The organism is Chryseobacterium piscicola, from assembly GCF_900156685.1.
Lineage (GTDB): Bacteria > Bacteroidota > Bacteroidia > Flavobacteriales > Weeksellaceae > Chryseobacterium > Chryseobacterium piscicola.
On the sequence record NZ_FTOJ01000002.1, the window covers coordinates 293,613 to 320,596 of the forward strand.

A 26,984-nucleotide genomic window follows, 5' to 3' on the forward strand; every position below is an offset into this window, starting at 1 on the left:
GGCGAAAATAAGAAGATAAACTCTAAAGAATATAGTATTCATTATAAAAATGTTTTTAGCATTAGTGATTGCATTTCGGGGGAACAGGATCGTGGCCACTTCCGCCCCAAGGATGGCATTTTAAAATTCTTTTTACACCAAGCCAAAATCCTTTAAAAATACCGTGAACCTGAAGAGATTCTACCATATAGTGCGAACAAGTAGGCTCATATCGGCAGTTTTTGGGAAGTAATGGCGAAATAAACCATTGGTAAAATCTTATTAAAATTACCAAAGGCGATGTAATGACTTTATTGAATGTAAGTTTCAAAACAATGCAAAAGTAGGGTAAAAAAATGAAAATTAGTTTATATTTGTTAGAAGTTTCAGATTCATAAATAGGTGTTTTATCTGATAATTTGAGGTATTTTTGGAGTTTGAATTTTATAAAATGAAATAATAAGATTGTACAAATGAAATTATTTTCACCACTTTTTGATGATTCTCATACAAAACTTTATTGTTCTGCAGAATGATTACATTGTAAATGCAAGACAAGACTTTATTTAGATTATAGAAATTTTTTGAAACAACTTTGGGATTCAGAAGATGAAAAATATTTCTACTTATATATACAGAAAAAATAAAATTTAAACTATAAATTTTGAGCCAAAATACTCCATTAGCCGAAAGAATGAGACCGAAAAACCTGGATGAAGTTTTGGGACAAGAGCATCTTACAGGCGAAAAAGGTACTATAAGAAAAATGCTGGAGAATGACACTTTAAATTCTCTTATACTTTGGGGACCACCCGGAACAGGAAAAACCACTTTGGCAGAAATTATCTCTGAAAAATCAGGACGTAAGTTTTTTAAACTTTCGGCGGTTTCGTCGGGCGTGAAAGATGTGCGAGATGTAATAGAAGAAGCCAAAAAGCAGAATCTTTTTTCAGGAAAATCTCCGATTCTTTTTATTGATGAAATTCACCGATTTAATAAATCTCAACAAGATTCTTTACTTCACGCTGTAGAAAAAGGCTGGATTGTTTTAATTGGAGCAACTACTGAAAACCCGAGTTTTGAGGTAGTTTCGGCTTTGCTTTCCAGAAGTCAGGTGTATGTTTTAAAAGCTTTAACTCATGAAAAGCTAGAAGAATTGATTGATATTGCACTTGAAAGATTTAATAGAGACGAAAAAACCGATTTCAAAATTAAAGAAAAACAGGCTTTCATTCAATATTCAGGTGGAGATGGAAGAAAACTGATCAATTCAGTGGAGTTGGTTCTCAGTCAGTTTATCAATTCGGACACGAAAGAAATTTCTAATGACGAAGTGATGGAAGTTCTTCAGGAAACCATGGCGTTGTACGATAAAAATGGGGAGCAACATTATGATATTATTTCGGCTTTCATCAAATCGATGCGTGGAGGCGATCCGAATGGCGCAGTTTATTGGTTGGCAAGAATGATTGCAGGAGGAGAAGATATTAAATTTATTGCCCGAAGAATGTTGATTTTAGCTTCTGAAGATATTGGTTTGGCAAATCCGAATGCTTTGGTAATTGCTAATAATTGTTTTCAGGCAATTAGTGTGATTGGAAATCCGGAAGCGAGAATTTTATTGAGTGAAACTGCGATTTATTTGGCGGTTTCTCCTAAAAGTAATTCGGCATATATGGCAATTAATGATGCTTTAGCTTTTGTTAAAAAAACAGGAAATCTACCAGTTCCTCTACATTTAAGAAATGCTCCCACGAAGCTCATGAAAGATTTAGATTATGGCAAAGAATATAAATATGCTCATTCTTATGAAGGGAACTTTGTTAATCAAGATTTTTTGCCGGAAGAAATAAAAGACTTAAGATTTTACGAACCGGGAAACAATGCAACCGAAAAGAAGATTTACGACGAGCTCAAGAAAAAATGGAAAGATAAATATTAGAAAAAAAAGGATATTCAAACCGAATATCCTTTTTTTTAATTTATAAAATGTCAATTATTATTTTTTTATACTGGTAATGAAAAGTGTTTTTTTACCGTTGTAATCTTTTATTTCAGATTTCGCCATCAGATCTGCAAAAATATTGATCTTGGTGTCTGTGAACTCATAGCCATCAATAAAAACGGGAGTCTCAGGAGAAATACCGCTTTGTTTATTAAGACTGTTAAGACTTATAAAATCTAATGTGCCATAACTTTTTTTAAATTTTACTGTCGCCAAACCATTTTCGGCAAGAAAGCTGTATTTTTTTAAATCCTCAGTAAGAGCTGCAGGATTTTTGAGAACGTTTATACTCTGTACCCAAGCTTTTCTTGCTTCAAACATAGCAACTGTACCAACGTTACCATCAGCAATAGCAAATTTTGTAGAAAGATCTTTTTGAGCAAAAACGCTTACCGATGCGAACAAAAATAAAGAATATAGAATTTTTTTCATAATCAAAAATCATTTTGGTTAAAAGCGTGATAAATGTACAAAAAAAATACAGAATAGCAATAAAAAATGCATTGTTTGAAAATTCCCGTATTATTAATAGACACTTTCTAGCGTGATTTTTATGTTGAATTTTAAGCAAATTCAATAATCTATTTATTCTATTTCTTTTTTTTAATCTATCATCGTTTCGCAAACTGAAAATAGTAAAAAAGTTAGTTAATTGAAGAAAAGATCCATGAAAAACACATTTGTTTACCTTTTTTTAAATACAATTGATTTAGAGTCTGTTAAAATTTCATCAAAAATAGTACAATCCTAAAGGGTGTAATTTTGATGAAATTTAAAGGTATTTTACCATCCTTTAGAGATGAAAAACAAAAAAAGACCTGGAAATTTAATTATTAAATCATTTAAAACAGACTCTTAATTCTTATCAAAAAATATTCTTAGTCAATCAATTATTTATAGAGATTATAATTAAATTAGACTTAACTTTCGGAAAAGTTTTTTGTATAAAATATTTAATCTTGAGGTTCCCAATTTTTTAGAATCATTTCCATTAAAAAATCCGGACATTTAATTATTTTTCTCGTTTGGGCATCCAAAAAAAAGAGAGTAGTTTTAGAATCGGTAATTTTTATGTTTTCAGAATTAAATATTTCATATCTAAACTCTATTTTTACACCAGGGATTTTTTCAATGAATGTATGAATGACTAATTCCTCATCGTAAAATGCAGGTTTTAGATACTTAATACTGTATTCGGAAACAGGTAACCAAATTCCTCTGTTTTCGATTTCGTTATAAGAAATTCCGATGCTTCGGAAAAGCTCAACCCTTGCAACTTCCAGATACTCTGCATAGTTGCCGTAATAGACATATTTCATAGGGTCTGTTTCTCCGTAACGTACTCTTAATGAGTGTGTTGTGTGTATCATGATGAGCGTTTATTTATACATACAAATATATTTTTTAATAATCAATAGGTGCAACATTTTTTTTTAAAAAGAAAAAACTTGACCTTTGCTGTCCACCTTTTTTTAACGACTAACAACGCGATATCGGGGCATAAATATGAATGAAAATTTGATGATGACATGGCAGAAATGCCTTCAGTTTATGAGAGACAATCTCAATGCGGCTGAAGACAATTCTGATCTGAAGAAGCTAGAAAAATCCTTCGACTTACTTTTTGACAAAGTGCAGCCAGTATCACTGGTTGACAACAATCTTACGTTAATGGTACCGAGTGATTTTTACAAAGAGTATATAGAAGATAACTACCTTTCTCTACTTTCTGCTGCCCTAAAGAAAAATATAGGTAAAGGCGTTAAACTTTGGTATTCTGTGATGGAAAATAAACCATCCGGACAGGAAAAACCTGTGGTGATGAATATGAAAGGCAAAACGGTAGCTACACCAAAAGTACAGGAAACGATGCCACAAGGTTTCTCTGGAAATATTGTAAATCCTTTTGTAGTTCCGGGAATTAAGAAAGTAAATATCGATTCAAATTTGAAGTCAGATTTTTCTTTTGATAATTATGTGGAAGGTGAAAGCAATAAATTTGCATCTACAGTTGCTAAATCTATCGCCAAAAGACCAGGTGCCACTGCTTTTAATCCATTGTTTTTATACGGTGGTTATGGTGTGGGAAAAACGCATCTTGGCCAAGCAGTCGGTTTGGAAGTAAAAAGCCAATTTCCGGATAAAGTAGTACTCTATCTTTCTTCTGAAAAATTTATCCAGCAATTTATTTCAGCGGCAAAAGCACATAAACAAACAGAATTTGCCAACTTCTATCAAATGGTAGATGTGTTGATTATTGATGATATTCAATTCCTTTCTGGTAAATCTGCAACACAAGACAGTTTCTTCCATATTTTTGATTATTTACATCAAAACGGAAAGCAAATTATCTTGACTTCAGATAAAGCTCCTGTTGATATTATGGATATTCAAGAAAGAATTGTTTCTCGTTTCAAATGGGGACTTTCTGCAGAAATAAAATCTCCGGATCTGGATACACGTAAAAAAATTATCATTGATAAATTAAGCCGAGACGGAATTGTTTTAACAGATGATATGCTAGATTTTCTGGCTTCTGAAGTGAAAACCAACGTAAGAGAATTAATTGGTGTTATTAACTCTGTTATTGCGTATTCTACCATCTATAAATCTGATTTAAGCCTTGAATTATTAAAAGATACCATTAATAAAATTGCAGCTAATCAAAAGAAAATTATCAATATTCCTTACATTCAGGAGGTTGTATGTGATTATTTCGGTATCAAAAGAGAGCAGCTTTTATCTAAAACAAGAAAACGAGAAATTGCACTTCCTAGACAGTTGGCGATGTATTTTGCGAAAGAATACACCAACTCTACATTTACCAAAATAGGTGAAGAAATGGGAGGGAAGGATCACTCAACAGTAATGTACGCCTGCGAAACTATAAAAGATGTTTCTAAAATAGACAAAGAGGTAAAGAAATATGTGAAAGATCTTACTGAGAGAATTAAACATTAAGTAAGTTTTTTTAATTAATATAAAAATGAAGGATAGATTTATTCTTCATTTTTTATTTTTGTAATCTAAAATAAAATTCATTGATGAAAATTTTAATGGTTTGCCTAGGAAATATTTGCAGAAGCCCTCTTGCAGAAGGTATTTTAAAGTCAAAACTTTCAGCTCATTTTCAAGTAGATTCTGCAGGAACAATTAATATGCATGAAGGAAAATCGCCCGATAAAAGATCTGTAGAAGTAGCTTCAAAACATGGTTTAGATATTTCTAAACAACGTTCAAGGCATTTCCAATCTCATGATTTAGATTATTATGATAAAATATTCTGTATGGATAAAAATAATCTACGAAACGTTCTTTCGCTCGCAAAATCTGATGAACAAAGACAAAAAGTTTCGTTATTAATGCAGGATTTAGATTTAAAACATTTTCATGATGAAGTACCAGATCCTTATTGGAGCGGTTCTGAAGGTTTTAATCAAGTCTATCAACAAATTGATGCGGCCTGCGAAATTATCGCAAAAAATATTCAAAATTCTACAACTAATTTTTAATCTTTACCTCAACCTTAATATCAACCTTAGAAATATGCTATTCTTACTTCCAGCTTATCTTTCAGAAAATACTTCCCTTACTCATTTTGCACCAGTGATAAAGGATTACATTATGCAAACTGATTATTTTTTTGTTGAAAACGAAAAAACAGCCAGAAAAGTAGTGAAATTTTTTGCACCCGAAAAAAAACAGGCTGATCTGAAATTATTTTTACTAGACAAATACACAGAAAACCGAGATATCAAAGAAGCGCAGGATTTAATGTTGAAAAATCAAGATTTTGGTTTACTTTCAGAAGCGGGTCTTCCGTGTATTGCTGATCCTGGAAATTTAATGGTGAAATGGTGTCACGAAAAAAACATTCAGGTTGTGCCAATTTCAGGACCATCATCCATTATTTTGGCTTTAATTTCTAGCGGATTTAACGGGCAAGAATTTAGTTTTAATGGATATCTTCCAATTGATAAATCTGAAAAAAAGAAACAAATTCTTCATTTAGAAAATCTGGTTCAGAAAACCGGATATTCTCAAATTTTTATGGAAACTCCGTATCGCAATAATCAACTTTTAGAAGATTTAATTAAATTTCTTCCTTCCAATACAAAGCTTTGTATCGCTTCCAATATTAATGATCCTGAAACAGAATTTATTAAAACAAAAACAATAAAAGACTGGCAAAAGCAAATACCAGAACTTCACAAGATTCCTACTGTTTTTGTTATAGGAAAATGATTTTAGCTTTTTGCATAAGGCAATTGAGAAGATATTTAGATAATATTTACTGTTGAATAAATCACTTCAATTGAAATTTAACAGCCATTAATAAATCTTTAGCATCATTCTTGCGAGTAAGATATATATAACATTAAAACAAATAATATTATGTCTGACAAAAAATTAGCAGGGCTTTGGATTGATACTCAAAAAGCGGTAGTAGTAAAAAATCATGATGCGCAAAATGCATTCAAATTTTTCTTATGCAGCCCTGTAAAAGCAATTATCCAGCACGGAAACTCAAATGAAAATGCAGGTAACAACGCCGAGCAAACCAATAAAATTAAATTCTTTAAAGATGTTGAGCATCTTCTTACAAATTCTGAGGAAGTTTTGATTACTGGTCCCGGCACAATTCAGGAAGAATTAAAAAAGTATTTGCATGAAACTGCGCAATTTAAAAATTTAAAAATAACTTTAGAAACATCCCAACAGATGTCTGATGAGCAGGTTTTAGATACTGTAAAAACGTATTTTAATGCTTAAAATCATAATTTAGCTACAATAAATCCGATTATCATTGATAGTCGGATTTTTTTTTATAAAACATCAACAATAGCAGTAAGAATTTTTCATTATTTTTATAGTATGAAAAAAGGTCTAGTGTTATTTGTATTTTTTCCGTTCCTACTATTTGGTCAGGAAATTCCAAAATTAACAGATGAAATGGCGGTAAAATTATCAGAAAAGCCATTGCATTGCATCAACCAGGAGTATCCTAATAAAACGGCTCATATCATCAATACTGCAAGTGAAGTTGCATTAAGCCCGAAAGATTTGCACCCAAGTTTTTATGGCTGTTTCGATTGGCACTCTTCTGTACACGGACATTGGATGCTGGTTCGGTTGCTGAAAACCAAACCTAACTTACCAGTTGCTAAAGAGATTGAAAATATTCTTGAAAATTCTTTTAGAAAAGAAAATCTACAAACGGAAGCCGATTATTTCACCAAGTATCAGTTGACAACCACTTTCGAACGAACTTACGGTTGGGCTTGGTTGCTGAAATTGGACGAAGAACTTATGACCTGGAATCATCCAAAAGCAAAAATATGGCATGAAAATTTGAAACCTTTAACCGATAAAATTCTCGCATCTTGGAAAACATATTTGCCCAAACAAACGTATCCAAACCGAACCGGAGTTCATCCAAATACTGCATTTGCAATGGTTTTTGCGCTCGATTGGGCGAGAGCGAATGGCGATAAAGATTTTGAAAATCAATTGACCGAAAAGGCAAAATATTTTTATTTAAAAAACACAAAAACGCCTGCTTATCTCGAACCTGATGGTTCCGATTTTTTCTCGCCAAGTCTTGAAATTGCCGATTTGATGAGAAGAGTTCTTCCACAAAAAGAATTTGTAAAATGGTTGAATAATTTTTACGAAAAAAGAAGTCTTGAAAATATCGAAAAAATTCCTGTTGTAAGTGATTTGAATGATTATCAAACTGTTCATTTGGTAGGTTTATCTTTCACAAAAGCATGGTGCATGAAGGGAATTGCGAAATCTCTTCCTGAAAATCATCCTTTAAAAAAATCGTTTCAAAATACGGCCGACAAATTTTTGTTGAATGGTTTACCTTTGCTTTTCCAAGGGAATTATGGTGGTGATCATTGGTTGGCGAGTTTTGCGGTGTATGCTTTAGAAGATTAATTTTAAGATCATTTTATGTCTGCTTTACAACAATTTGGAGTTGAGATTTTTACCCAAAACAATATTTTTGAAAGAATCTCTACAGACAAGCCTTTTCGTCCGGATAATCCTGCTTTTATCTTTATTAAAAGTGGGTCTATAAAACTTCGTCAACACTTCAGAGATCTGGAGCTTTCTGCAAATACATTTATGGTTACAGATCCTCAGACGGTATATGAATTGATTTCTGTAAGCGATGATTTTCAATCGAGAATGGTCTCATACAAACGAGAATTTATTTCGGCTTTGTCTCTGAAATTCAATCGGTTAATTACTTACAGGTATTTTCGTCAGCAGATGAATGTGGCTGTTCCTCTCTTTCAAGATGATTTGGATGTGGTTTGGAAAAGTGTGAATTTTTTAAAATATATTCTGGATTCTGAAACTGAAATGATTTACAAAAAAGAAATTGTAGAACATCTTTTCTCTGTTTTTTGTTATCAAATGGCAGGAATTATATCCAAAGAAGACAATAATTCTATGAATCAAATGTCTAGACAGGAGGAAATTGTTTTTGTTTTTCTTAATGATTTGGCAAATCACCATCTTAATAATCGCCAAGTAGATTTCTACGCCGCACGTCAGTCTATTACAACGAGACATCTTTCTTCGGTTGTTAAAATGATTACAGGAAAGTCGGCAAGCCACGTGATTGCTTCAATCGTTATTAATGAAGCAAAAGTCTATTTAAATTCATCTAAAATGCCAATTTCAGAGATTTCTACAAAACTTGGCTTCAGCGATCAATATTCTTTTTCTCACTTTTTTAAAAAACATTTAGGCATCAGTCCTAGTCAATACAGACAACAGTACCAATAAGATAATCGTACATTTGAACATCTTTTTCCAAAATTCAAACATTTGTTTGAATGTGCTCTTGCCATAACTTTGCATCTGTAAAACAAGGTAAAATGGTTAAGAACATAAAAACAGCAATATCACTATGGATAGGTCTTTTTCCTGCGCTGTTCTTTTCACAAGAAATAAAACAGATGACAGCGAATGAGGTGGCTGAATTGGCACTGCAAAATCACTATCAGTTGAAGGTTTCTGCGCAAAATATTAATATTACTAAACAGCAAACCAATATCACGAAACTTCAGAAACTTCCTTCCGTAGTTGCTTCTACCACTCAATTTTATTTGGGAAATGTGGTGGCAATTGATAAAGATTTTTCTAATTCTACCACCATTCCAATGCCTCATTATGGAAGCACTTATGGTGTGCAGGCAACACAATTAATTTTTAAAGGAGGATTGGTAAATAAGTCTATTGAAATGGCGGGTCTTCGGGAACAGCTTTCTGAATTGGATTTAGAGAAAAATAAGCAAGACGTAAAATTTTTAGTGATTTCTAATTATCTCGACGTTTATAAAATTATTAATCAACAGGCGGTTTTTAATAACAATAAAAAACTTGCTCTACAAAGATTAAAAAACATCAATGATTTTTATAAACAAGGAATGGTGACGAGAAATGAAGTTATTCGTGGAGAATTAGCTCTAAAAAATCTTGACCAAGGAATCTTGACTTTAGCGAACAATAAAAAAATTCTTAATTATAATTTGAATATCGCTTTGGGTTTGCCTGAGGATACGGAAATTATTCCTGTGGAAAATTTAGGAAATAAAGAGTCGGGAATTGGGATGGATTATTATCTAAATCTCGCTCACGACTCCAATCCGCAATTGAAATCTGCGCAAACCAACATTGGTGTTGCGGATAAAAATATAGAAATCATTAAAACCGATAGAATGCCTACACTTTCAGGTTTTGGTGGCTACAGTTTGCAAAGACCTATTACGACTAGAAATCCTGTTTTAGATATGTATTCAAGCGGTTGGCAAGGTGGAATTTCTTTGAGCTACAACATCGATAATCTCTATAAAACCAAAGAAAAAGTAAAACTTGGTGAGATGCAGAAAAATCAAGCGAATGATGCTTTAACATTAACCCAGCAGAATATTGATATGAATGTAAATGCTTCTTACATTAAATATCAGGAAGCGATTCAACAAGCGGATATTTTAAACGATGCCAAAAGATTAGCCGATGAAAACTATAAAATTACCGAAGCGAAATACCTTAATCAGTTGGCAGTACAAGCAGAAATGATTGATGCACAAAACCAGAAACTTCAATCTGAATTGGATTTTGCAAACGCAGAAATTAATGTTTTATATCAATATTATAATCTGTTGAAATCTACTGGGACACTTTAATTTCAGGTGTAAATTTTAGAGAATTTTTCTTCGCCCCAACCCTAAAAGGAGGAAAAACTCTCTTAAAATTGATTGAAATTACTCCCTTTAGGGTCGGGGGAAAGAATTTTAATCAATTTTAAATGGTCCAAGTAGTTACTAGGGAAAGATAATAAACAAAACTCAACAAGTTGATTTTATTAAGCTTATGCATAAACTTTGCGAAGCAAATTCATTTGCCTTTGCACTCTAAAAATAAACACTCGCAAATAACATCTTTGCGTTTAAAAATAAAATAAAAAGTCTTTAAGTGAAACTCTAAAAAGACATTAATAATAAATACTCCGAGAACTTCGTGTTCAAAAAGATATAAAACAAAAACAATGGAAAACAAGGAACAAAATACTCAAGATACACAACCACAAGCACCGGTAAAACCTGCAGTTTCAAACGCTGAAACCAAGAAAAAACAAAATAAAAAAAATAAAATTAGAGTCATTATTTCAAATATTGTCGTTTTTGCTTTAATCGGTTTCGGATTATTCTGGTTGATTCGTGAGTATTTTCACATTGGTGACAAAACTTATACGGAAGCGGCTCAGGTTGAGGAATTTATCAACCCGATCAACACCAGAGTTTCGGCTTATATTAAAGAAATAAAATTCATTGAACATCAACAAGTGAAAAAAGGAGATACGCTGGCAATTTTAGATGACCGTGAAATCATCACGCAAGTGGGACAGGCAGAAGCGGCGTATCAAAATGCTTTGGCGCAACGTTTTGCAACTGGTTCTTCAATCAACACCGTTTCCAACAGCGTGAACGTAATGGAATCTAATATCGCAGGTGCAAAAGCAAGATTGTGGAATGCCGAACAGAATTTAAACCGTTACAAAAATCTTTTGGCGGCAGAAGCTGTGACAAGACAGCAATTTGACCAAGCAAAAACAGAATATGATGCTCAGAAAGCAGCGTACGAAACATTGAAGAATCAAAAACAATCTGCAAATCTTTCTACAACCGAAGTGAAAAGCAGGTTGGGAATAAATGACGCGGAAATTAAACGTACCAAAGCAGCTTTAGATATGGCGAAAATCAATCTTTCATACACCGTAATCACTGCTCCGTACGACGGAACAATGGGAAGAAGAACGATTTCTGAAGGACAATTAATACAACCCGGACAACAGGTTGCTACCATCGTTTTGAATAATCAAAAATGGGTAACCGCCAATTTCTTGGAAAGCCAAATGCCGAATATTAAAATCGGTCAAAAATTAAGAATGACTGCCGATGCTTTGGGTGGAAAACAGTTTGAAGGCGTAGTAACCGCAGTTTCCGCAGCAACAGGTTCAAGATATTCTAATGTTCCGACGGATAATTCAACGGGAAATTTCATTAAAGTTCAACAAAGAATTCCGGTAAGAATAGAGTTTACTGCATCAAACAAAAAAGAAGATGTGGCAAAACTGAGCGCGGGAATGAATATGAATGTTTCTTTATAAAAGACGAAGAGAATATAGACGGATAGATAATAGACGAATAGAAAAAAGATGCATAGACAATAGATTTTTCATTAAATTCTAAAAGTCTTGTGAATCTATAATTGTCTATCATTTATCAATTATCGTTTATCATCTATTAATCTATCATCTTTTAGTCTCTCATCTTTTAGTCTAAAAAAAAATGTACAACAAAGGTCTTTTCAGCGATTGGGTTCCGAAACCCATACAACTTCTGATGATTGTTTTGCTGCTTATCGTGGTAATGCCGATTGGGGGAGTTTACACCGGGAATATCAGTTTTATGGTAAGCGGAACCGGCGCGATGCAGGAGTATTTTCTGTGGGCAAATTATGCTACTACCATTGGGATGGGAGCGAGTATGCCTGTGGTTTTGAGATTGAAGTTACGATTCAAAGTTCGGGATAAAGTGGTGATTTTACTGGTGCTTTTGGGCTTGCTGAGTTATGTGAATGCAACCACGCAAAACCCAATGGTCATCGTGATTGTTTCATTAATAATCGGGTTTTTGAAAATGATTATTACCATAGAACTATTTCTTCCGTTAATGGTAATGCTTGGTAATCGTGGCGTTTTTTATGGGGTTTTCTATACTTTTGTTTTGCTGCTCAATCAAATTACAGCGTATTATGCGGTAGAAATTTCGATACTTTATAATTATCAACAATTTTTCATCTTTGCAGCGATTTTGTGTTTTGTTCTTGCGCTTTTGTGTTGGGTTTTGATGCACGATCAATATTTTGCCCTAAAAGTTCCTTTGCACTACATCGATTGGCTGAGTATTCTGTTATTTGTGACCACTTTTATGTTTTCGGCGTACGTTTTTTCTTTCGGGAAACAGCAAGATTGGTTCAATTCAAAAAATATTATCAGCACCAGTATCGCAGCGTTTGTAAGCTTTGCATTAATGGCAATTCGTCAGTTAACTTTAAAAAGACCCTATATTTCTTTTGGTATTTTCACAAAAAACAACGTTATCCACGGCTTGTTTATGTTGCTTTGGTTGGGAATGTTTTTGGGAACCACCTCTATTCAAAACATCTATTCGGTCGGAGTTTTAGGCTATGATCAATTAACGAATGCCAAGCTCAATTTAATGATGATTCCCGGGTTGCTATTGGCAGGGATTGTTGCTGTTTTCTGGTTCAAAAAAGAGAAACCTCTCAAGATGCTGGTCTTTTCTGGTTTCGCTTCTATGACGGCTTATGCAGTGATAATGTATTTCTCAATGGTCTTAGAATTCAACTATGAAAACTGGTATTTGCCAATGTTTCTGAAAGGTTTTGGTATGGGTTCTCTTTTTATTTCCATTTGGTTTTATGCTCTAGATCAATTGGAATTAAATGAAATGCTTGCTGCAATCGGTTTGGTTTTAGTATGGCGAACATTCCTTGCTGTGGGTATTTTCTCAGCATTGTTTTCGTGGTTTCAATATCAGTTTCAGATCACCAGTTTAGGCGATTCTGCAGTTTATATGGATGGAATGACGATCTCTCCACAAACCGTTGTTGCTAATATGAGAACCATTCAGCTGAATGCGATTATCGCCGCCAACAAAAAAATATTTGGATACGTTATTATCGCTGGTTTTGGAGTGATGCTTTACGTAATCACTCATCATTTTGGCGAGAAACCTAAAGAATATTTAAGAATTGTAAGAATCCTCAAAGGAAAATCCGTCATCGCCCGAAGACGGGTTCGCGAGAGAAAAAAATTAGCAGAAGATCTGAAAGGAGCAGCAGGTCCTGCGATATAAAGAAACCTTGTTTTTTTCAATAATCTTACTGTCTAAATTGATTTTATAAAATATTTCAAAGGCTTATCTTTGCGGAATAATTACTTTTATGAAAGACTTAATGGGAAATGCGATCTGGGACTATTTTCACAACGGAAATACAGAAGATCTGCAGACTGAAACTTCAATTTCTGAGCTTGATGAACTTCCGGTAGATTATCTTTTCAGAGATTTTCAAGGGATGAATAAAATTGAACAAAAAGCATTGAAACTGGCTCAAGGAAAAATTCTCGATATTGGAGCAGGAGCTGGTTCGCATTCACTTTATCTTCAGAACGAAAGAAAGTTAGATGTCACAGCTTTAGATATTTCGCCAAAGTCTATTGAGGTTTGCCAATTGAGAGGAATTCAGAAAACAGTTGCGCAAAATATGCTTGAATTTTCGGGAGAAACTTTTGATACCATTCTTTTGTTAATGAACGGAACAGGAATTTTTCAAAGTCTCAATGTGATTGATGTTTACCTGCAAAAACTCTTTTCTCTATTAAATAAATACGGACAAATCCTCATCGATAGCACAGATATTTTGTATATGTTTGATACAGATGAAGATGGCGGAGTTTTGATTCCGGCAAATGGATATTATGGGGAATTGGATTATATAGTTCATTATAAAAACGAGTCTGAAGATCCTATAAAATGGCTGTATCTTGATTTTAATACTCTGCAAAATGCTGCTGAGAATAATGGTTTTAAAATAGAAAAGGTTTTGCAGGAGGAAGATTCTTACTTAGCTAAACTGATTAAAATCTAACTTTTATTTTTAACAGATAAAATTCAATTTTCTCAAGTGCAAGATATATTGTTGTAAAAATACTACTTAATGGGTATTTTTTTTGATGCAATGAAAGTTTAGATTTGTGTTATTAATTTAAATGATCACACCATGAAAAAAACTTTTTTGTTATCACTTTTTACCTTCCTCATATCTGCAAGCAAATTATTTGCACAAGAAAATTTCCAGGATACCAATCTGGCATTAATGGAAGATGTTGCGAGAAATTCTGACCAAAAAAATATTGTAGAATTTCTTGCTAAGGCAAAATATGAAAAATTGTCTGAATCTGAGAATGACGGCGTAAAATCTTATATTTTTTTCGGACCCAATTCAGAAACAATGAAAGTTGATTATACAAAATCAAAAAAAACTTATGAATGTCATTATGATCGTTTCAGCAGACTTTGGAAAATTAAGTTTTATGCAGGCAGATTTAATGCGACATGGTTTTAAAAATTACAAATATGACCGGTTTAAATGGGAAAAAGACTCTTATCCTTTTAAGTATTTAACAACTGATGATGAGGAAACCAAATCTAAAGCATTCGTCTATTTAATTACTAAAAACAGTGATCTTTACAAAAAATAAATCTCATTTTTATAGTTGTAATTAATGCTAAATATTTTCCAAAAGTAAAAACAAAAGACACATCAATGGGATGTGTCTTTTGTTTTTTTGTATTTATAATTTTAAAATTACCCAATCTCAATTCCGTTCTCTACAGTTTCGTCTGGCGTCACAAAAGATAATTTCCCGTCAGCTTTTGTCGTTAACAACAACATTCCCTGAGATTCAATTCCTCTTATTTTTCTTGGAGCAAGATTCAATAAAATCATCACCTGTTTCCCGATCACTTCTTCTGCCGTAAAGCTTTCCGCAATTCCAGAAACTACGGTTCTTACGTCAACACCTGTATCCACAGTTAGTTTCAATAATTTATCTGCTTTTTCAACCTTTTCGGCAGTTAAAATAGTTGCTGTTCTCAAGTCGATTTTCGTAAAATCATCGAATTGTATTTCGTCTTTCATTGGGTTGGCGTTAGGGTTTGTTTTTTTATTGCTTTGTTTGGTGTTTTCTAATTTCTGGATCTGAAAATCAATCACATCATCTTCAATTTTTGAGAAAAGAAGAGACGATTCGTTGATCTGATGCCCGGTTTCAATTAAAACAGTTTTTGTTTCAACATCGCTCCAGTTCATTTTTTGAACATTAAACATATTCAATAATTTCTGAGAACTGAAAGGCATAAATGGCTCACATAATTGAGCTAGTGCAACAGCAATCTGAGCGGCTACAAATAATGAATGAGCTGCTTTTTCAGGATTGTCTTTAATCGTTTTCCAAGGTTCTTCGGCCTGAAGATATTGATTTCCGAAACGTGCTAAATTCATTAACGCTGTTAAAGAATTTCTAAATTCATAATTTTCTAAGAATCCTGAAATTTCTTTTGCAGATTTATTGATTTCATGTAATTCAGAAGCATTTAAGTCGCCTTGAGGAACAATTCCGGCATAATATTTATGAATTAAAACAGCAACTCTATTGATGAAGTTTCCAAAAATACCAACCAATTCAGAATTGTTTTTCGTCTGAAAATCCTTCCATGTAAAGTTGTTATCCTTTGTTTCTGGAGCAGAAGAGAGTAATGCGTAACGCAAAACATCCTGCTGTCCTGGGAATTCTTCTACATATTCATGGGCCCAAACTGCCCAGTTTCTTGAGGTTGAAATTTTATCGTTTTCAAGATTCAAAAACTCAAAAGCAGGCACATTTTTTGGCATAATGAAATCTCCGTGAGCCTTCATCATTGCAGGGAAAATAATACAGTGGAATACTATATTATCTTTTCCGATAAAATGAACCAAGTCTGATTTTTCACTTTGCCAGTAATCTTTCCAGTCTTTTCCGTTTTTTTCAGCCCATTCTTTGGTGAAAGAAATATAACCAATCGGTGCATCAAACCACACATAAAGTACTTTTCCTTCAGCATTTGGAAGGGGAACAGGAACGCCCCAATTCAAGTCTCTGGTCATTGCACGAGGTTTCAATCCATCGGTTAACCAAGATTTCACCTGTCCGTAAACATTGGGTTTCCAATCATCTTTGTGCCCTTCAATAATCCATTCGTTCAGAAAATCTTCGTATTCATTTAAAGGTAAATACCAGTTTTTTGTATCTTTTTTAATAGGAACATTACCGCTCAACATCGATTTTGGGTTGATTAATTCAGACGGAGAAAGGGTAGAGCCACATTTCTCGCACTGATCGCCGTAAGCATTCTCGTTTCCACAGTTTGGGCAAGTTCCTACAATATATCTATCCGCTAAAAATTCGTTAGCTTGTTCATCAAAATATTGTTCAGAAACTTCTTCCGTAAATTTCTCTTTTTCGTAAAGTACTTTAAAGAAATCTTGACTTGTTTCTCGATGGTTTTGTGACGTTGTTCTGGAGTATTCATCAAAAGAAATCCCTAAGTCTGAGAAAGATTTTTTGATAATTTCGTGGTATTTATCCACGATGTCTTGCGGTGTTACTCCTTCTTTTTTAGCTCTTATGGTGATAGGAATTCCGTGCTCATCGCTTCCGCAGATAAAAGCAACATCTTTTCCTGATCTTCTCTGGAATCTGGCATAAACATCTGCAGGAATGTAAACACCCGCCAAATGCCCTATATGAACCGGTCCGTTTGCATAAGGCAAAGCTGCCGTAATCAACTTTTTATTTGACATTATTATTAGTAAAATTTAGAATTGCAAAGATAATTATAATTTCTATAAAGTTTAAATAAATCATTTTGGAAGAGGCTTATCATAAAAAAAGCAATAAAAATAGAGTAATTTGTTAAACAATTGTTTAATTTTTTAGCGCTGTAAAATAGATATTATGCAATGTATAATTTATTTAAAGTATTGATTTGTAATATTTTGTTAATATTTAGTCCTTTAATATAGTGAAATTTAACAAATAATAAATATTTTTTAATATCATTTAATTTTTTGTTTAAATTGCGAGGCTGATATACGGCATAAACAAAAGAAACTATAAAAAAAATATTTTGAAAAATTTTACAACGGTATTGAAGATTGCACCTGCATTTCTACTGGCAAGCTCAGTAATGTATGGGCAAACGCAGGATTCTACTGCGAAAGAAAAGAAAATTGAGGAAGTTGTGCTTATTGGTTACGGTAAACAGAAGAAAACTGATCTTACCGGATCCATCACTTCTTTATCTGCATCTGATTTTAATAAAGGTGCTGTGACTACTGCTGAAGGGCTTATTAATGGTCGTGCTGCTGGTGTGGTTATTACACAATCTGGAACACCTGGGAGTGAACCGGTTATTAGAGTGAGAGGCGGTTCTTCTTTGAATGCAAGTAACGAGCCTCTTTTGGTTGTAGACGGATTGCCTCTGGATGGTGTTTCTCTTTCAACTATTAATCCTAATGATATTGAATCTTTCTCGATATTAAAAGATGCTGCTTCTACTGCAATTTATGGATCTAGAGGGTCTAATGGAGTTTTATTAATCACTACCAAAAAAGGAGGAAAAAGATTAAGAGTATCGTTAAATGCTTTTACCACGGTTAATACTTTAGCAAAAAAAATTAAAGTGTACAGCGGTGATGAGTTCAGAACTTTAATTAATCAGTTCGTTCCAAATAAAGTAGCTCAACTAGGCACTGCAAATACAGATTGGCAAGATGAAATTTTTAAAACATCTGTGACGAATGATATTAATGCATCTGTTTCAGGAAGTTTATTTGGTGTGGTACCTACTCGTTTTTCTATAGATCATTTAGAAAATAGTGGATTATTGATAACATCTGGTTTTCAAAGAACAACAGGAAATATCGCTATTAGCCCAAGTTTTTTTGATAATCATTTAAAATTTAATCTTACAGGTACCTATTCTTATACTTTTAAAAATAATGCTGATGAAGGAGCTATTGGGAATGCACTTTCTATGAACCCTACACAATCTGTTTTTGAAGAAAACTCCATCTACGGAGATGGTTATTATGAAAACAGATTGGGTAATTTCAATTCTACAACGGGTACATATAATCCAAATGGAGTTTCTAATCCTGTGGCACAGCTAAGAAACAAGCATGATATTCAAAATTTCAAAAGATTTTTTGGAAATGTAAACATGGAATATAAATTTCATTTTTTACCGGAATTAAGATTAATTGCCAATGCAGGTTTGGATAGCAAAGAATTGGATGGCCATGTAACGACAAATAAATTTTCCAGAAATGGATATTATTCTGTTAAAAATGTTTTTGCTTATTATGGTTCTGAATCATTTTCGGGAGAAAGCTTATTGAATAAAAATGCCAATGTACAGTTGAATTATGGTAAAACCTTCGGCAAATTCAATTTTGATGTGATGGGAGGTTATGAATACCAAAATTATCACAAAACAAGTTTTGGAAGTGGAAACACATTATTATACACCGTAAACCCACAAGTTGAATTTTATAATCCGAATTCTAAACCAGACGTAAATTTACAGGCATTTTTTGGTAGGTTAAATTTAGGATATGCCAATAAATATTTGCTTACCATAAATTATAGAAGAGATGGTTCTTCACGTTTTGGTAAAAACAACAGATGGGGTGATTTTGGAGGAGTAGCTGCTGCCTGGAAAATTTCTGAAGAACATTTCTTAAAAGGAAATTCTACACTATCTGATCTTAAATTAAGAGCCAGTGTTGGTAAGATTGGGAATCAGGATATAGGTGATGGGCCAAGAGTTGATTATCTAAAGACTTACGATGTTTCTTCAACATTATTTTATCAATTGGGAAATACATTTTATCAGATTGCTAAAGCTAACGGATACAATGAAAACCTAAAATGGGAAGAAAGTTTAAAATACAATCTAGGATTAGATTTTGGATTCGCTAAAAACAGAGTAACCGGAACATTGGATTTTTATTTAGCCGATACTAAAGACTTACTTTCTGTTGTACCAGAAGGTCCGCTGGAAAATCTAAGAATTATTGGTCCTAAAAATATAGGTAGATTACAATCTAAAGGAATAGAATTAGGTTTGGATATAAAAGCCGTGAAAAAAGAAAATTTCACTCTAAATTTCAATTATAATGCAACCTACAATAATATCAATATTAAAGAGCTAGAACTGGATAATATTGATAAAGGTGGTGTTGGTTTAGGTGCTTTCATACAAACATTTACAACAGGATATTCACCTTATGCTTTTAATGTCTTCCAACAAGTTTATGACAGCAATGGTAAACCAATAGAAGGAGCTTTTGTAGACAGAAATAATGATGGTGAGATAACTTTTGCAGATAAGTACATCTATAAAAAACCACAAGCAGATGTAACAATGGGCTTTATGACCAACGCAACTTTTGGGAAACATATTGACTTCTCAATGGCTTGGAGAGCAAGTATAGGAAATTATGTATATGATCAAATTTCTGCAGATAGAGCACAATTAGATAATATTGACAATACTGTAGATCTTACCATTAATAATGCTCCTGTAGATTTTACCAATACCACTTTTTCACAAACATACAAAGATTCTGATTATTACGTTAAGAACGGAAGTTTTGTAAAATTAGATAATGTAACCTTAGGATATACATTTAATAATCTATTAAAAAATAAGGGTTCTATAAGATTTTATACAGGAATAAATAATGTACTCATTATTACAAAATATAAAAACCTCGATCCAGAAGTATTTAATGAAGGAAGAGACGGTTCTATTTACCCAAGAGCAAGAATGTTTACTTTAGGGATTAATGCAAACTTTTAAACTTTAGAAAAAATGAAATTAAATATAGTAAAACTAAGAAATCTGGCTATTGCAAGTGTATTTCTTTTTTCGGCAACTTCTTGTCTTAATGATTTGGATGTTAAAGTAAATGATGATGAACTATACACATCAGAGCAATTTTATGCCAACCCAGAATCTTACAAACAGTTTTTAGCTAAGATTTATGCTGGTTTAGCAGTGACAGGACAAACTTCTCCGAACGGAAATTCAGATTTAGGTCTAGAATCTGATGGAGGCCCCAACGAAGGTTTTTCACAATATATTAGAGGATATTGGCAATTACAAGAACTAACTACTGATGAAGCTATTATTGCATGGGGAGAATCTGATAACCCAGGAATCAAAGATTTAAATTTCAATACTTGGAATGCAGATAATAAATTCAATGAGGCTTTTTTTGCAAGAATATTTTTCCAAATTGGCTTAGCAAATGAGTTTTTAAGAGAAACTACAGATGAAAAATTATCATCAAGAGGAGTTTCAGGAGATTTAAAAAATCAGATAAAAACTTTCCGTGCAGAAGCTAGATTTTTAAGAGCTTTATCTTACTATCACGCAATAGATCTTTATGGTAGAATTCCTTTTGCAACAGAGAGTGATGTAATTGGTTCTGGTGTAAAACCATCAGTACAATCAAGAGAATATGTTTTCAATTATCTATTAGGAGAGCTGAATGAAATAGATGGAGACTTGGCAGCTCCAAAAACCAATGAATACGGAAGAGCAGATAAAGCAGCTGCTTGGATGCTGAAAGCCAAACTATACCAAAATGCAAAAGTATATACGGGTGCAGATAAAAGTACAGAAGCTTTAGCAGAAATCACAAAAGTAATAGGTACGCCATATAAAGTGGCAACAATACCTTATGCAAATTTATTTAAGGCAGATAACAATACCAATGGTGCACAGGATGAAGCTATTTTCCCGATAACTTTTGATGGTATTAAAACAAAAACTTACGGGGGAACTACTTTTTTAATCCATGCAAGTTGTACCAATGCAGTAGCAGCTACGTTAGGGGTTGATGCTGGTTGGGCAGGCTTTAGAACGCGTCAAGAATTTATTCAGTCTACAGGAAATGATGCCAGAGTAATGAAAGTAGTGGGAACAGCAGATCCTGTAACAATTTCAGATTATGCTAAATTTGAAGAAGGTGCTAAATTGATTAAGTTTTCTAATAAAACTGCCGCTGGAGCAAGCGGAAGTGACGGTACTTTTACAGATGCAGATTTTGCTTTATTCAGAATGGGAGATGCTTATTTAATGTATGCAGAATTAGCAATTGTAAATGGAAAAGGGAGTACTGCTACAGCTTTAGGATATATCAATACTCTAAGAACAAGAGGTGGTGTTACCAACCTTACAATGTCTGATATTAATGCGCTTACTACAACAGACGCTAAAGAAATGTTTATTTTGAACGAAAGAGCTAAAGAATTGTATTGGGAAGGTACAAGAAGACAAGATTTAATCAGATTAAATCATTATGTATCTGGCTACACTTGGCAATGGAAAGGAGGAATTCAAAATGGGTCTTCTATAGCATCAACAAGAGTTTTATTTCCTATTCCTAATAAATACTTGAATATTAATTCAAATTTAACTCAAAACCCAGGTTATTAATTTTTAAAACTTAAAATAATGAAAAATATAATAAAGTTTTTTTTCGCAGCTGTAGCCATTATGATGGTTTGGTCTTGTGAGAAAGATGAAGATCAGGCAATTTTATCTTTAAAATCTGAGCCTACACTTAAAGCAAGTACAGCAGCTCTTACTTTAACGAGTGCAACAGCAAGTAACAATGCAGTTACTTTTACCATTACGCCTGCAGAATATACACCTGAAGTAGAAATTACGAATGTATTGCAGTTTGCAGTAGCAGGAAATAATTTTGCTACAGTAAAAGAAGCTGGATTAAGTCTTGGAGTTTTAACCAAAACTTATACAGTTTTAGAATTTAATGCTTTGATGTTGAGTTTGGGATTACCTACTGGTGTTGCAACTAATGTAGATGTGCGATTAAAAACGACAGTAGGAAAAGGAGCTCCTGTTTACTCCGCAGTACAAAAAATTTCGGTAAATCCTTATGCCTTGGTTTCTTACATGTACGCTCCAGGTAAATATCAAGGATGGGATCCTAGTACTGCCAATACTCTTGTATCTCCCACTACAAATGGTATCTATGTAGGGTATATTAAATTTTTGGCAACTGCAGACAACGGACTTGCATACAAAATTACTCCACAGAAAAACTGGGATAATTCTTACGGAACCAATAGCCAATTTTCATCAGCAGCCACTACAATTCCTATCTTGTATAATGCAGGTGGAGACATTGTAGCACCAGGTCTTGGTTATTATCAAACTACATTAGATACGAATGCTAATACCTTGAAGATGATTCCGTATCAAATGAGTTTAATAGGTTCTGCAACACCAGGAGGCAATTGGAGTACAGATATAGACATGGTTTGGGATAATACCCAATTGAGATGGACTGCTACAGCTACTTTTTTAGCAGGTGAATTTAAATTCAGACTCAATCATGATTGGAGCCAGCCAAACTGGGGAGGCTCTGCCGGAACTGCCTCTACGACGGGAGGTAATTTAGCTATTTCAGCAGGCCAGCATACCGTTACTTTCGATCCTTATACACTTGCTTATACAATAAATTAGTAACTATAAATTCTTTAAAACTGTTGCTTTCCAGCAGCAGTTTTTTTATTTTTAAAGTTTTATATAATAATCATTATGAAGAAAATGACAATCGGAGCTTTTTTGCTCTCAATGATGTTTGGAGTAGCCAATGCCCAGTCTTTAAAATCACCCGACGGAAAATTCGAAATGGATTTCCAATTGAAGCAGGGCGTGCCTTATTATAACCTGAAATACAATGGCAAATTAGTCGTCGAAGATTCAAAATTAGGACTGAGAATTTTTAAAAATTCTTCTATAAAGTTTGCTTCAGAAATTGCTAAACCTGAAGACGCTCAATTTGATTTAAATAGTGGTTTCTCAAAAATTGCAGAAAAAAGAGATTCAAAAAATGAAACCTGGCAACCTATTTTAGGTGAAAAGAAAAATTACATCAATCATTATAACGAACTAGCAATAACAATTAATCAGGCAAGTACTGACAGAAGCATTATTGTAAAATTTAGATTGTTTAATGATGGGCTTGGGTTCAGATACGAATTTCCTCAACAGAAAAATCTAAACTACTTCGTAATTCGTGAAGAAGATTCTGAAATCGATTTTCCTACAGACATGAAAGCATGGTGGATAGTTGCAGACTACGATTCTCAGGAATACAAATACCAAGAATCTAAAGTCTCAGAAATTCCATCAAAATGGTCGCAGGCAGCAGATGCCAATGCATCACAAACTTTAATTAAAGATGCTGTGCAATCTCCTCTGATGTTGAAAAAAGAAGGAAAAGAACCTTTGTACATCAACGTTGCTGAAGCCGCAGTTTTAGATTATCCAGCTTCGCATTTGGAAGTAGACGCTCAAAATTTTAAGTTCAAAACACACCTTACCGCAGACAGACAAGGTGCTAAAGGATACATGCAAACTCCTATGCAAACTCCTTGGAGAACCATTATCGTTGCTCCGAAAGCAGAAGATGTGATGGATTCTAAAATGATTTTTAATCTTAACGAGCCAACAAAATATACCGACACTTCATACATTAAACCTACAAAATACATGGGTGTTTGGTGGGAAATGATCATCGGGAAATCTCAGTGGGCATACAGTCAGCCAGAATCAAATGTACGATTAGGTCAGACTGATTTTACAAAACTAACTCCTAATGGAAATCACGGTGCCAACAACACCAAAGTAAAAGATTATATTGATTTTGCTTCTGAAAATGGCTTCCAAGGGCTTCTAATTGAAGGCTGGAACGTAGGTTGGGAAGATTGGTTCGGGCGTTCGAAAGAATATGTTTTCGATTTTATCACCCCGTATCCAGATTTTGATATAAAAATGTTGAATGATTATGCTCATTCAAAAGGAATTGATCTCATTATGCACCACGAAACCTCTGGTTCTGCAGCCAACTATGAAAGATGGGCAGATAAGGCATTTCAGTTGATGAATAAATACGGTTATAAATCTGTAAAAACAGGGTATGTAGGAGATATTATTCCTAGAGGAGAACACCATTATTCTCAGTGGATGATAAATCACTATTACAGAATTGCGGAAAAAGCAAATGAGTATAAAGTGATGGTAAATTCACATGAATCAGTTCGTCCTACTGGGGAAAGCCGTACGTATCCAAATTACATTTCTGCAGAAGCAGCTAGGGGTACAGAGTACGAAGCTTTCGGAGGAAACAATCCCGATCACCAGACGGTTCTACCTTTTACAAGATGGATGGGAGGTTCTATGGATTATACGCCAGGAATTTTCCAGACAAAGTTAGACTACTATTTCCCCGGTGACAATCGTTTCGTGAAAACTACTTTGGCAAAACAGCTGGCGCTGTATGTGACGATGTATATGCCTCTTCAGATGGCAGCAGATCTTCCTGAAAACTACAAAAAGCACATGGATGCCTTCCAGTTTATAAAAGAAGTTGCAGCAGATTGGGATGATACCAAGATATTATCCGCTGAGCCGGGAGATTATGTTATCACAGCAAGAAAAGCGAAAGGTACAGAAAACTGGTTCGTAGGAGGAATTACAGATGAAAATAAACGAGAATACACGGTAGATTTTTCTTTCTTAGATAAAGGAAAAAAATATGAAGCTGTAATTTATGAAGACGGTAAAGATGCAGATTATATCAATAATCCGCAGAGTTACAATATCTACAAAAAAGAGATTACAAGTAAGTCTAAAATTCCTTTCAAAATGGTAAGAAGCGGAGGTTTTGCAATCACTATAAAACCTGTAAAATAAAACTTGAAATTAGTAAAACAAAACCTTATGGGATTTCCCGTAAGGTTTTTTAATCTGATATTTATATGAAAAAAATATTCACCATTTTTGCTATATCGGCAGCTTCTGTAACCTTCGCTCAGATTCAGAAAGTAGAACCTGCATTTTGGTGGAAAGGAATGAAAAATCCTGAAATCCAAATTCTAGTCTACGGAAAAGATATCGCCAATAAAGAAATAGAATTTTCAAACGGAATAAAAGCAAAAGATATTCAGAAAGTTGAAAACCCTAATTATGTTTTTGTAACTTTAAATACGAACGAAATCAATGTTTCAAAGTTTAAAATAAATATTAAAAATGGTAAAAAAAATCTAGATTCATACACGTATGAACTGAAAGAAAGAAAGCCAAACTCTGCCAACAGAGAATCTTTTACCTCCAAAGATTTAATGTATCTCATTATGCCCGATCGTTTTGCGAATGGAGATGAAAAAAACGATTCTCAGCCCAATCTTACTGAGAAAGCTAATCGTAATTTGCCGAACGGCCGTCACGGCGGAGATCTACGAGGAATTATCAATAATCTTAATTACCTTCAAAACTTAGGAGCTACCGCCATCTGGCTTACTCCGGTGAACGAGGACAACGAAAAAGTATATTCCTACCATGGCTACGCCCAAACTGATTTATACAAAATAGACCCACGCTACGGAACCAACGAAGATTATAAGGAACTCTCCCAAAAACTCAACCAAAGAAAGATGATGCTGGTGATGGATTACGTTACCAATCATTGGGGAATTTCGCATTGGCTCATTAAAGATTTGCCAACAAAAGACTGGGTTCATTGGTTTAATGGTGGCGAAAATGGATTTAAACGTTCCAACTATAAAATTACTTCACAATTTGACACAAATGCTTCCCAAATAGACAAAACAATAGCTCTAGACGGATGGTTTGATACTTCGATGCCAGATATTAATCAAAGCAATCCTTTGGTTTTAAAATATTTAACCCAAAATGCCATCTGGTGGATAGAATATGCTGAATTGGGTGGCTTCCGTGTAGATACGTATCCCTATAACGATAAAGAAGCAATGGCGAAATGGGCAAAAGCAATCACTGATGAATATCCGAAATTTAATATTGTAGGTGAAACATGGTTAAATAACGCAGGACATATTTCTGCATGGCAAAAGAATTCTAAAACGGGAGAAGCTGCAAATTACAATTCAAATCTGCCATCTGTAATGGATTTTCCGCTGTATGATGAACTCCCGAAAGCCATTAAAGAAAAGGAAGGCTGGAATAATGGGATGAACAGAATTTATAACAGTTTTACCAATGATTTTCTCTATCCAGACATTAATAATCTTCTCGTTTTCTTTGAAAATCACGATACCGAAAGATGGAATGAAATTTTTAATAATGATCCAAAAGCGTACAAACTGGCAATGACGATCATCTCAACCGTCCGCGGAATTCCTCAAATCTATTACGGAACCGAAATCGGAATGCGTGGTGATAAAAACAAAGGAGGCGATGCAGATATCAGAAGAGATTTTCCGGGTGGCTGGAAATCAGATAAGCAAAATGCTTTCGATATATCATCTCAAACCACGGAGCAGAAAGAGTTTCATGATTTCACACAAAAATTATTAACGTGGAGAAAAGGCAAGGAAGTAATTCATACCGGAAAAACTAAAAATTTCGTTCCTCAGAATGATGTTTTTGTTTATTTTAGATACAACGAAAAAGAAACGGTAATGGTTGTGGTAAATAACAGCGAAAAAGAGCAAAATTTAGAATTAAATCGTTTTGCGGAATCCATGAAAGGATTTTATGGAGGAATTGATGTTATTTCTGAAGAAGAAATAGTTTTTGATAAAAGCTTAAAAATTCCTTCAAAATCTTCAATTGTTTTAGAATTAAAAGAAGAATTGGGAGAAGTCAATATTTTACCGAGTGAGAAAGCAAATTATAATCTAACCAGATAAATATTATAGAATTTTTAA

General features: G+C 33.7%; 21 protein-coding genes. 17 read left to right on the forward strand and 4 right to left on the reverse strand.

All coding sequences use genetic code 11. The features are described from left to right. Positions 1-61: 61 nt before the first annotated feature. Entirely contained in the window at positions 62-310 is a 249-nt protein-coding gene (yidD, locus tag BW939_RS05345; protein WP_076450572.1) for a membrane protein insertion efficiency factor YidD, read from the reverse strand. 333 nt (positions 311-643) lie between these two features. Here yidD and BW939_RS05350 point away from each other — a divergent pair, with 333 nt between their 5' ends. Next, positions 644-1,921: a replication-associated recombination protein A gene (locus tag BW939_RS05350; protein ID WP_076450574.1), complete on the forward strand. Its 1,278-nt coding sequence runs from the start codon at positions 644-646 to the stop codon at positions 1,919-1,921. A 57-nt stretch (positions 1,922-1,978) separates the two neighbouring features. Here the strand turns inward: BW939_RS05350 and BW939_RS05355 are convergent, their stop codons facing one another. Both BW939_RS05355 and BW939_RS05360 read right to left on the reverse strand, forming a co-directional pair. Next, a complete protein-coding gene (locus BW939_RS05355; RefSeq protein ID WP_076450576.1) occupies positions 1,979-2,416 on the reverse strand; it encodes a hypothetical protein in 438 nt (145 codons plus the stop codon). Positions 2,417-2,937: 521 nt separating this feature from the next. After that, positions 2,938-3,354: an acyl-CoA thioesterase gene (locus BW939_RS05360; protein ID WP_076450578.1), complete on the reverse strand. Its 417-nt coding sequence runs from the start codon at positions 3,352-3,354 to the stop codon at positions 2,938-2,940. Positions 3,355-3,490: 136 nt separating this feature from the next. Between BW939_RS05360 and dnaA the strand changes: the two genes are divergently transcribed. The 11 genes from dnaA to BW939_RS05415 all read left to right on the forward strand — a co-directional run bounded on the left by dnaA (position 3,491) and on the right by BW939_RS05415 (position 14,716). Beyond that, on the forward strand, positions 3,491-4,945 hold the full coding sequence (gene dnaA, locus BW939_RS05365) for a chromosomal replication initiator protein DnaA (RefSeq protein WP_076450580.1): 1,455 nt from the start codon (positions 3,491-3,493) through the stop codon (positions 4,943-4,945). A gap of 83 nt (positions 4,946-5,028) precedes the next feature. Beyond that, positions 5,029-5,496, forward strand: coding sequence for a low molecular weight protein-tyrosine-phosphatase (locus tag BW939_RS05370; protein ID WP_076450582.1), 468 nt, complete (start codon positions 5,029-5,031; stop codon positions 5,494-5,496). Positions 5,497-5,530: 34 nt separating this feature from the next. Then, complete coding sequence (locus tag BW939_RS05375; RefSeq protein WP_076450584.1) at positions 5,531-6,229, forward strand: SAM-dependent methyltransferase; 699 nt, start codon at positions 5,531-5,533, stop codon at positions 6,227-6,229. A 150-nt stretch (positions 6,230-6,379) separates the two neighbouring features. Continuing rightward, positions 6,380-6,757: a hypothetical protein gene (locus tag BW939_RS05380; protein ID WP_076450586.1), complete on the forward strand. Its 378-nt coding sequence runs from the start codon at positions 6,380-6,382 to the stop codon at positions 6,755-6,757. Positions 6,758-6,859: 102 nt separating this feature from the next. Then, a complete protein-coding gene (locus tag BW939_RS05385; RefSeq protein WP_076450588.1) occupies positions 6,860-7,927 on the forward strand; it encodes a DUF2891 domain-containing protein in 1,068 nt (355 codons plus the stop codon). A gap of 15 nt (positions 7,928-7,942) precedes the next feature. After that, entirely contained in the window at positions 7,943-8,785 is an 843-nt protein-coding gene (locus tag BW939_RS05390; RefSeq protein ID WP_028122776.1) for a helix-turn-helix domain-containing protein, read from the forward strand. Positions 8,786-8,877: 92 nt separating this feature from the next. Continuing rightward, a complete protein-coding gene (locus BW939_RS05395; protein WP_076450590.1) occupies positions 8,878-10,188 on the forward strand; it encodes a TolC family protein in 1,311 nt (436 codons plus the stop codon). A gap of 362 nt (positions 10,189-10,550) precedes the next feature. After that, the gene (locus BW939_RS05400) at positions 10,551-11,672 is read left to right on the forward strand and encodes an HlyD family secretion protein (RefSeq protein WP_076450592.1); all 1,122 of its coding nucleotides are present in this window, start codon (positions 10,551-10,553) and stop codon (positions 11,670-11,672) included. A gap of 181 nt (positions 11,673-11,853) precedes the next feature. After that, positions 11,854-13,446, forward strand: coding sequence for an MFS transporter (locus tag BW939_RS05405; RefSeq protein WP_076450594.1), 1,593 nt, complete (start codon positions 11,854-11,856; stop codon positions 13,444-13,446). Positions 13,447-13,534: 88 nt separating this feature from the next. Further along, on the forward strand, positions 13,535-14,239 hold the full coding sequence (locus BW939_RS05410) for a class I SAM-dependent methyltransferase (protein ID WP_076450596.1): 705 nt from the start codon (positions 13,535-13,537) through the stop codon (positions 14,237-14,239). A gap of 132 nt (positions 14,240-14,371) precedes the next feature. Next, entirely contained in the window at positions 14,372-14,716 is a 345-nt protein-coding gene (locus BW939_RS05415; RefSeq protein WP_076450598.1) for a hypothetical protein, read from the forward strand. A 243-nt stretch (positions 14,717-14,959) separates the two neighbouring features. On the opposite strand, the gene metG is transcribed toward BW939_RS05415, so the two are convergent. Then, positions 14,960-16,993 carry a methionine--tRNA ligase gene (metG, locus tag BW939_RS05420; protein ID WP_076450600.1) on the reverse strand — a complete coding sequence of 678 codons (2,034 nt, stop codon included), beginning with the start codon at positions 16,991-16,993 and terminating at the stop codon, positions 14,960-14,962. A gap of 326 nt (positions 16,994-17,319) precedes the next feature. Here metG and BW939_RS05425 point away from each other — a divergent pair, with 326 nt between their 5' ends. The 5 genes from BW939_RS05425 to BW939_RS05445 all read left to right on the forward strand — a co-directional run bounded on the left by BW939_RS05425 (position 17,320) and on the right by BW939_RS05445 (position 26,966). After that, positions 17,320-20,058 (forward strand): SusC/RagA family TonB-linked outer membrane protein, encoded by a 2,739-nt coding sequence (locus BW939_RS05425; RefSeq protein WP_076450602.1) that lies wholly within the window; start codon positions 17,320-17,322, stop codon positions 20,056-20,058. 12 nt (positions 20,059-20,070) lie between these two features. Further along, complete coding sequence (locus BW939_RS05430) at positions 20,071-21,702, forward strand: RagB/SusD family nutrient uptake outer membrane protein (RefSeq protein WP_076450605.1); 1,632 nt, start codon at positions 20,071-20,073, stop codon at positions 21,700-21,702. Between the two features lie 18 nt (positions 21,703-21,720). Continuing rightward, positions 21,721-22,755: a SusE domain-containing protein gene (locus BW939_RS05435; RefSeq protein WP_076450607.1), complete on the forward strand. Its 1,035-nt coding sequence runs from the start codon at positions 21,721-21,723 to the stop codon at positions 22,753-22,755. Between the two features lie 75 nt (positions 22,756-22,830). Continuing rightward, positions 22,831-24,990 (forward strand): glycoside hydrolase family 97 protein, encoded by a 2,160-nt coding sequence (locus BW939_RS05440; RefSeq protein ID WP_076450609.1) that lies wholly within the window; start codon positions 22,831-22,833, stop codon positions 24,988-24,990. Between the two features lie 65 nt (positions 24,991-25,055). Continuing rightward, positions 25,056-26,966 carry a glycoside hydrolase family 13 protein gene (locus BW939_RS05445; protein ID WP_076450611.1) on the forward strand — a complete coding sequence of 637 codons (1,911 nt, stop codon included), beginning with the start codon at positions 25,056-25,058 and terminating at the stop codon, positions 26,964-26,966. The last annotated feature ends 18 nt before the right edge of the window (positions 26,967-26,984 follow it).

Bases quoted from the DNA above. Each gene is read 5' to 3' on its own strand.
- BW939_RS05355 (WP_076450576.1), bottom strand. From the start codon at position 2,416: ATGAAAAAAATTCTATATTCTTTATTTTTGTTCGCATCGGTAAGCGTT.
- BW939_RS05360 (WP_076450578.1), bottom strand. From the start codon at position 3,354: ATGATACACACAACACACTCATTAAGAGTACGTTACGGAGAAACAGAC.
- dnaA (WP_076450580.1), top strand. From the start codon at position 3,491: ATGAATGAAAATTTGATGATGACATGGCAGAAATGCCTTCAGTTTATG.
- BW939_RS05370 (WP_076450582.1), top strand. From the start codon at position 5,029: ATGAAAATTTTAATGGTTTGCCTAGGAAATATTTGCAGAAGCCCTCTT.
- BW939_RS05375 (WP_076450584.1), top strand. From the start codon at position 5,531: ATGCTATTCTTACTTCCAGCTTATCTTTCAGAAAATACTTCCCTTACT.
- BW939_RS05380 (WP_076450586.1), top strand. From the start codon at position 6,380: ATGTCTGACAAAAAATTAGCAGGGCTTTGGATTGATACTCAAAAAGCG.
- BW939_RS05385 (WP_076450588.1), top strand. From the start codon at position 6,860: ATGAAAAAAGGTCTAGTGTTATTTGTATTTTTTCCGTTCCTACTATTT.
- BW939_RS05390 (WP_028122776.1), top strand. From the start codon at position 7,943: ATGTCTGCTTTACAACAATTTGGAGTTGAGATTTTTACCCAAAACAAT.
- BW939_RS05395 (WP_076450590.1), top strand. From the start codon at position 8,878: ATGGTTAAGAACATAAAAACAGCAATATCACTATGGATAGGTCTTTTT.
- BW939_RS05400 (WP_076450592.1), top strand. From the start codon at position 10,551: ATGGAAAACAAGGAACAAAATACTCAAGATACACAACCACAAGCACCG.
- BW939_RS05405 (WP_076450594.1), top strand. From the start codon at position 11,854: ATGTACAACAAAGGTCTTTTCAGCGATTGGGTTCCGAAACCCATACAA.
- BW939_RS05410 (WP_076450596.1), top strand. From the start codon at position 13,535: ATGAAAGACTTAATGGGAAATGCGATCTGGGACTATTTTCACAACGGA.
- BW939_RS05415 (WP_076450598.1), top strand. From the start codon at position 14,372: ATGAAAAAAACTTTTTTGTTATCACTTTTTACCTTCCTCATATCTGCA.
- metG (WP_076450600.1), bottom strand. From the start codon at position 16,993: ATGTCAAATAAAAAGTTGATTACGGCAGCTTTGCCTTATGCAAACGGA.
- BW939_RS05430 (WP_076450605.1), top strand. From the start codon at position 20,071: ATGAAATTAAATATAGTAAAACTAAGAAATCTGGCTATTGCAAGTGTA.
- BW939_RS05435 (WP_076450607.1), top strand. From the start codon at position 21,721: ATGAAAAATATAATAAAGTTTTTTTTCGCAGCTGTAGCCATTATGATG.
- BW939_RS05440 (WP_076450609.1), top strand. From the start codon at position 22,831: ATGAAGAAAATGACAATCGGAGCTTTTTTGCTCTCAATGATGTTTGGA.
- BW939_RS05445 (WP_076450611.1), top strand. From the start codon at position 25,056: ATGAAAAAAATATTCACCATTTTTGCTATATCGGCAGCTTCTGTAACC.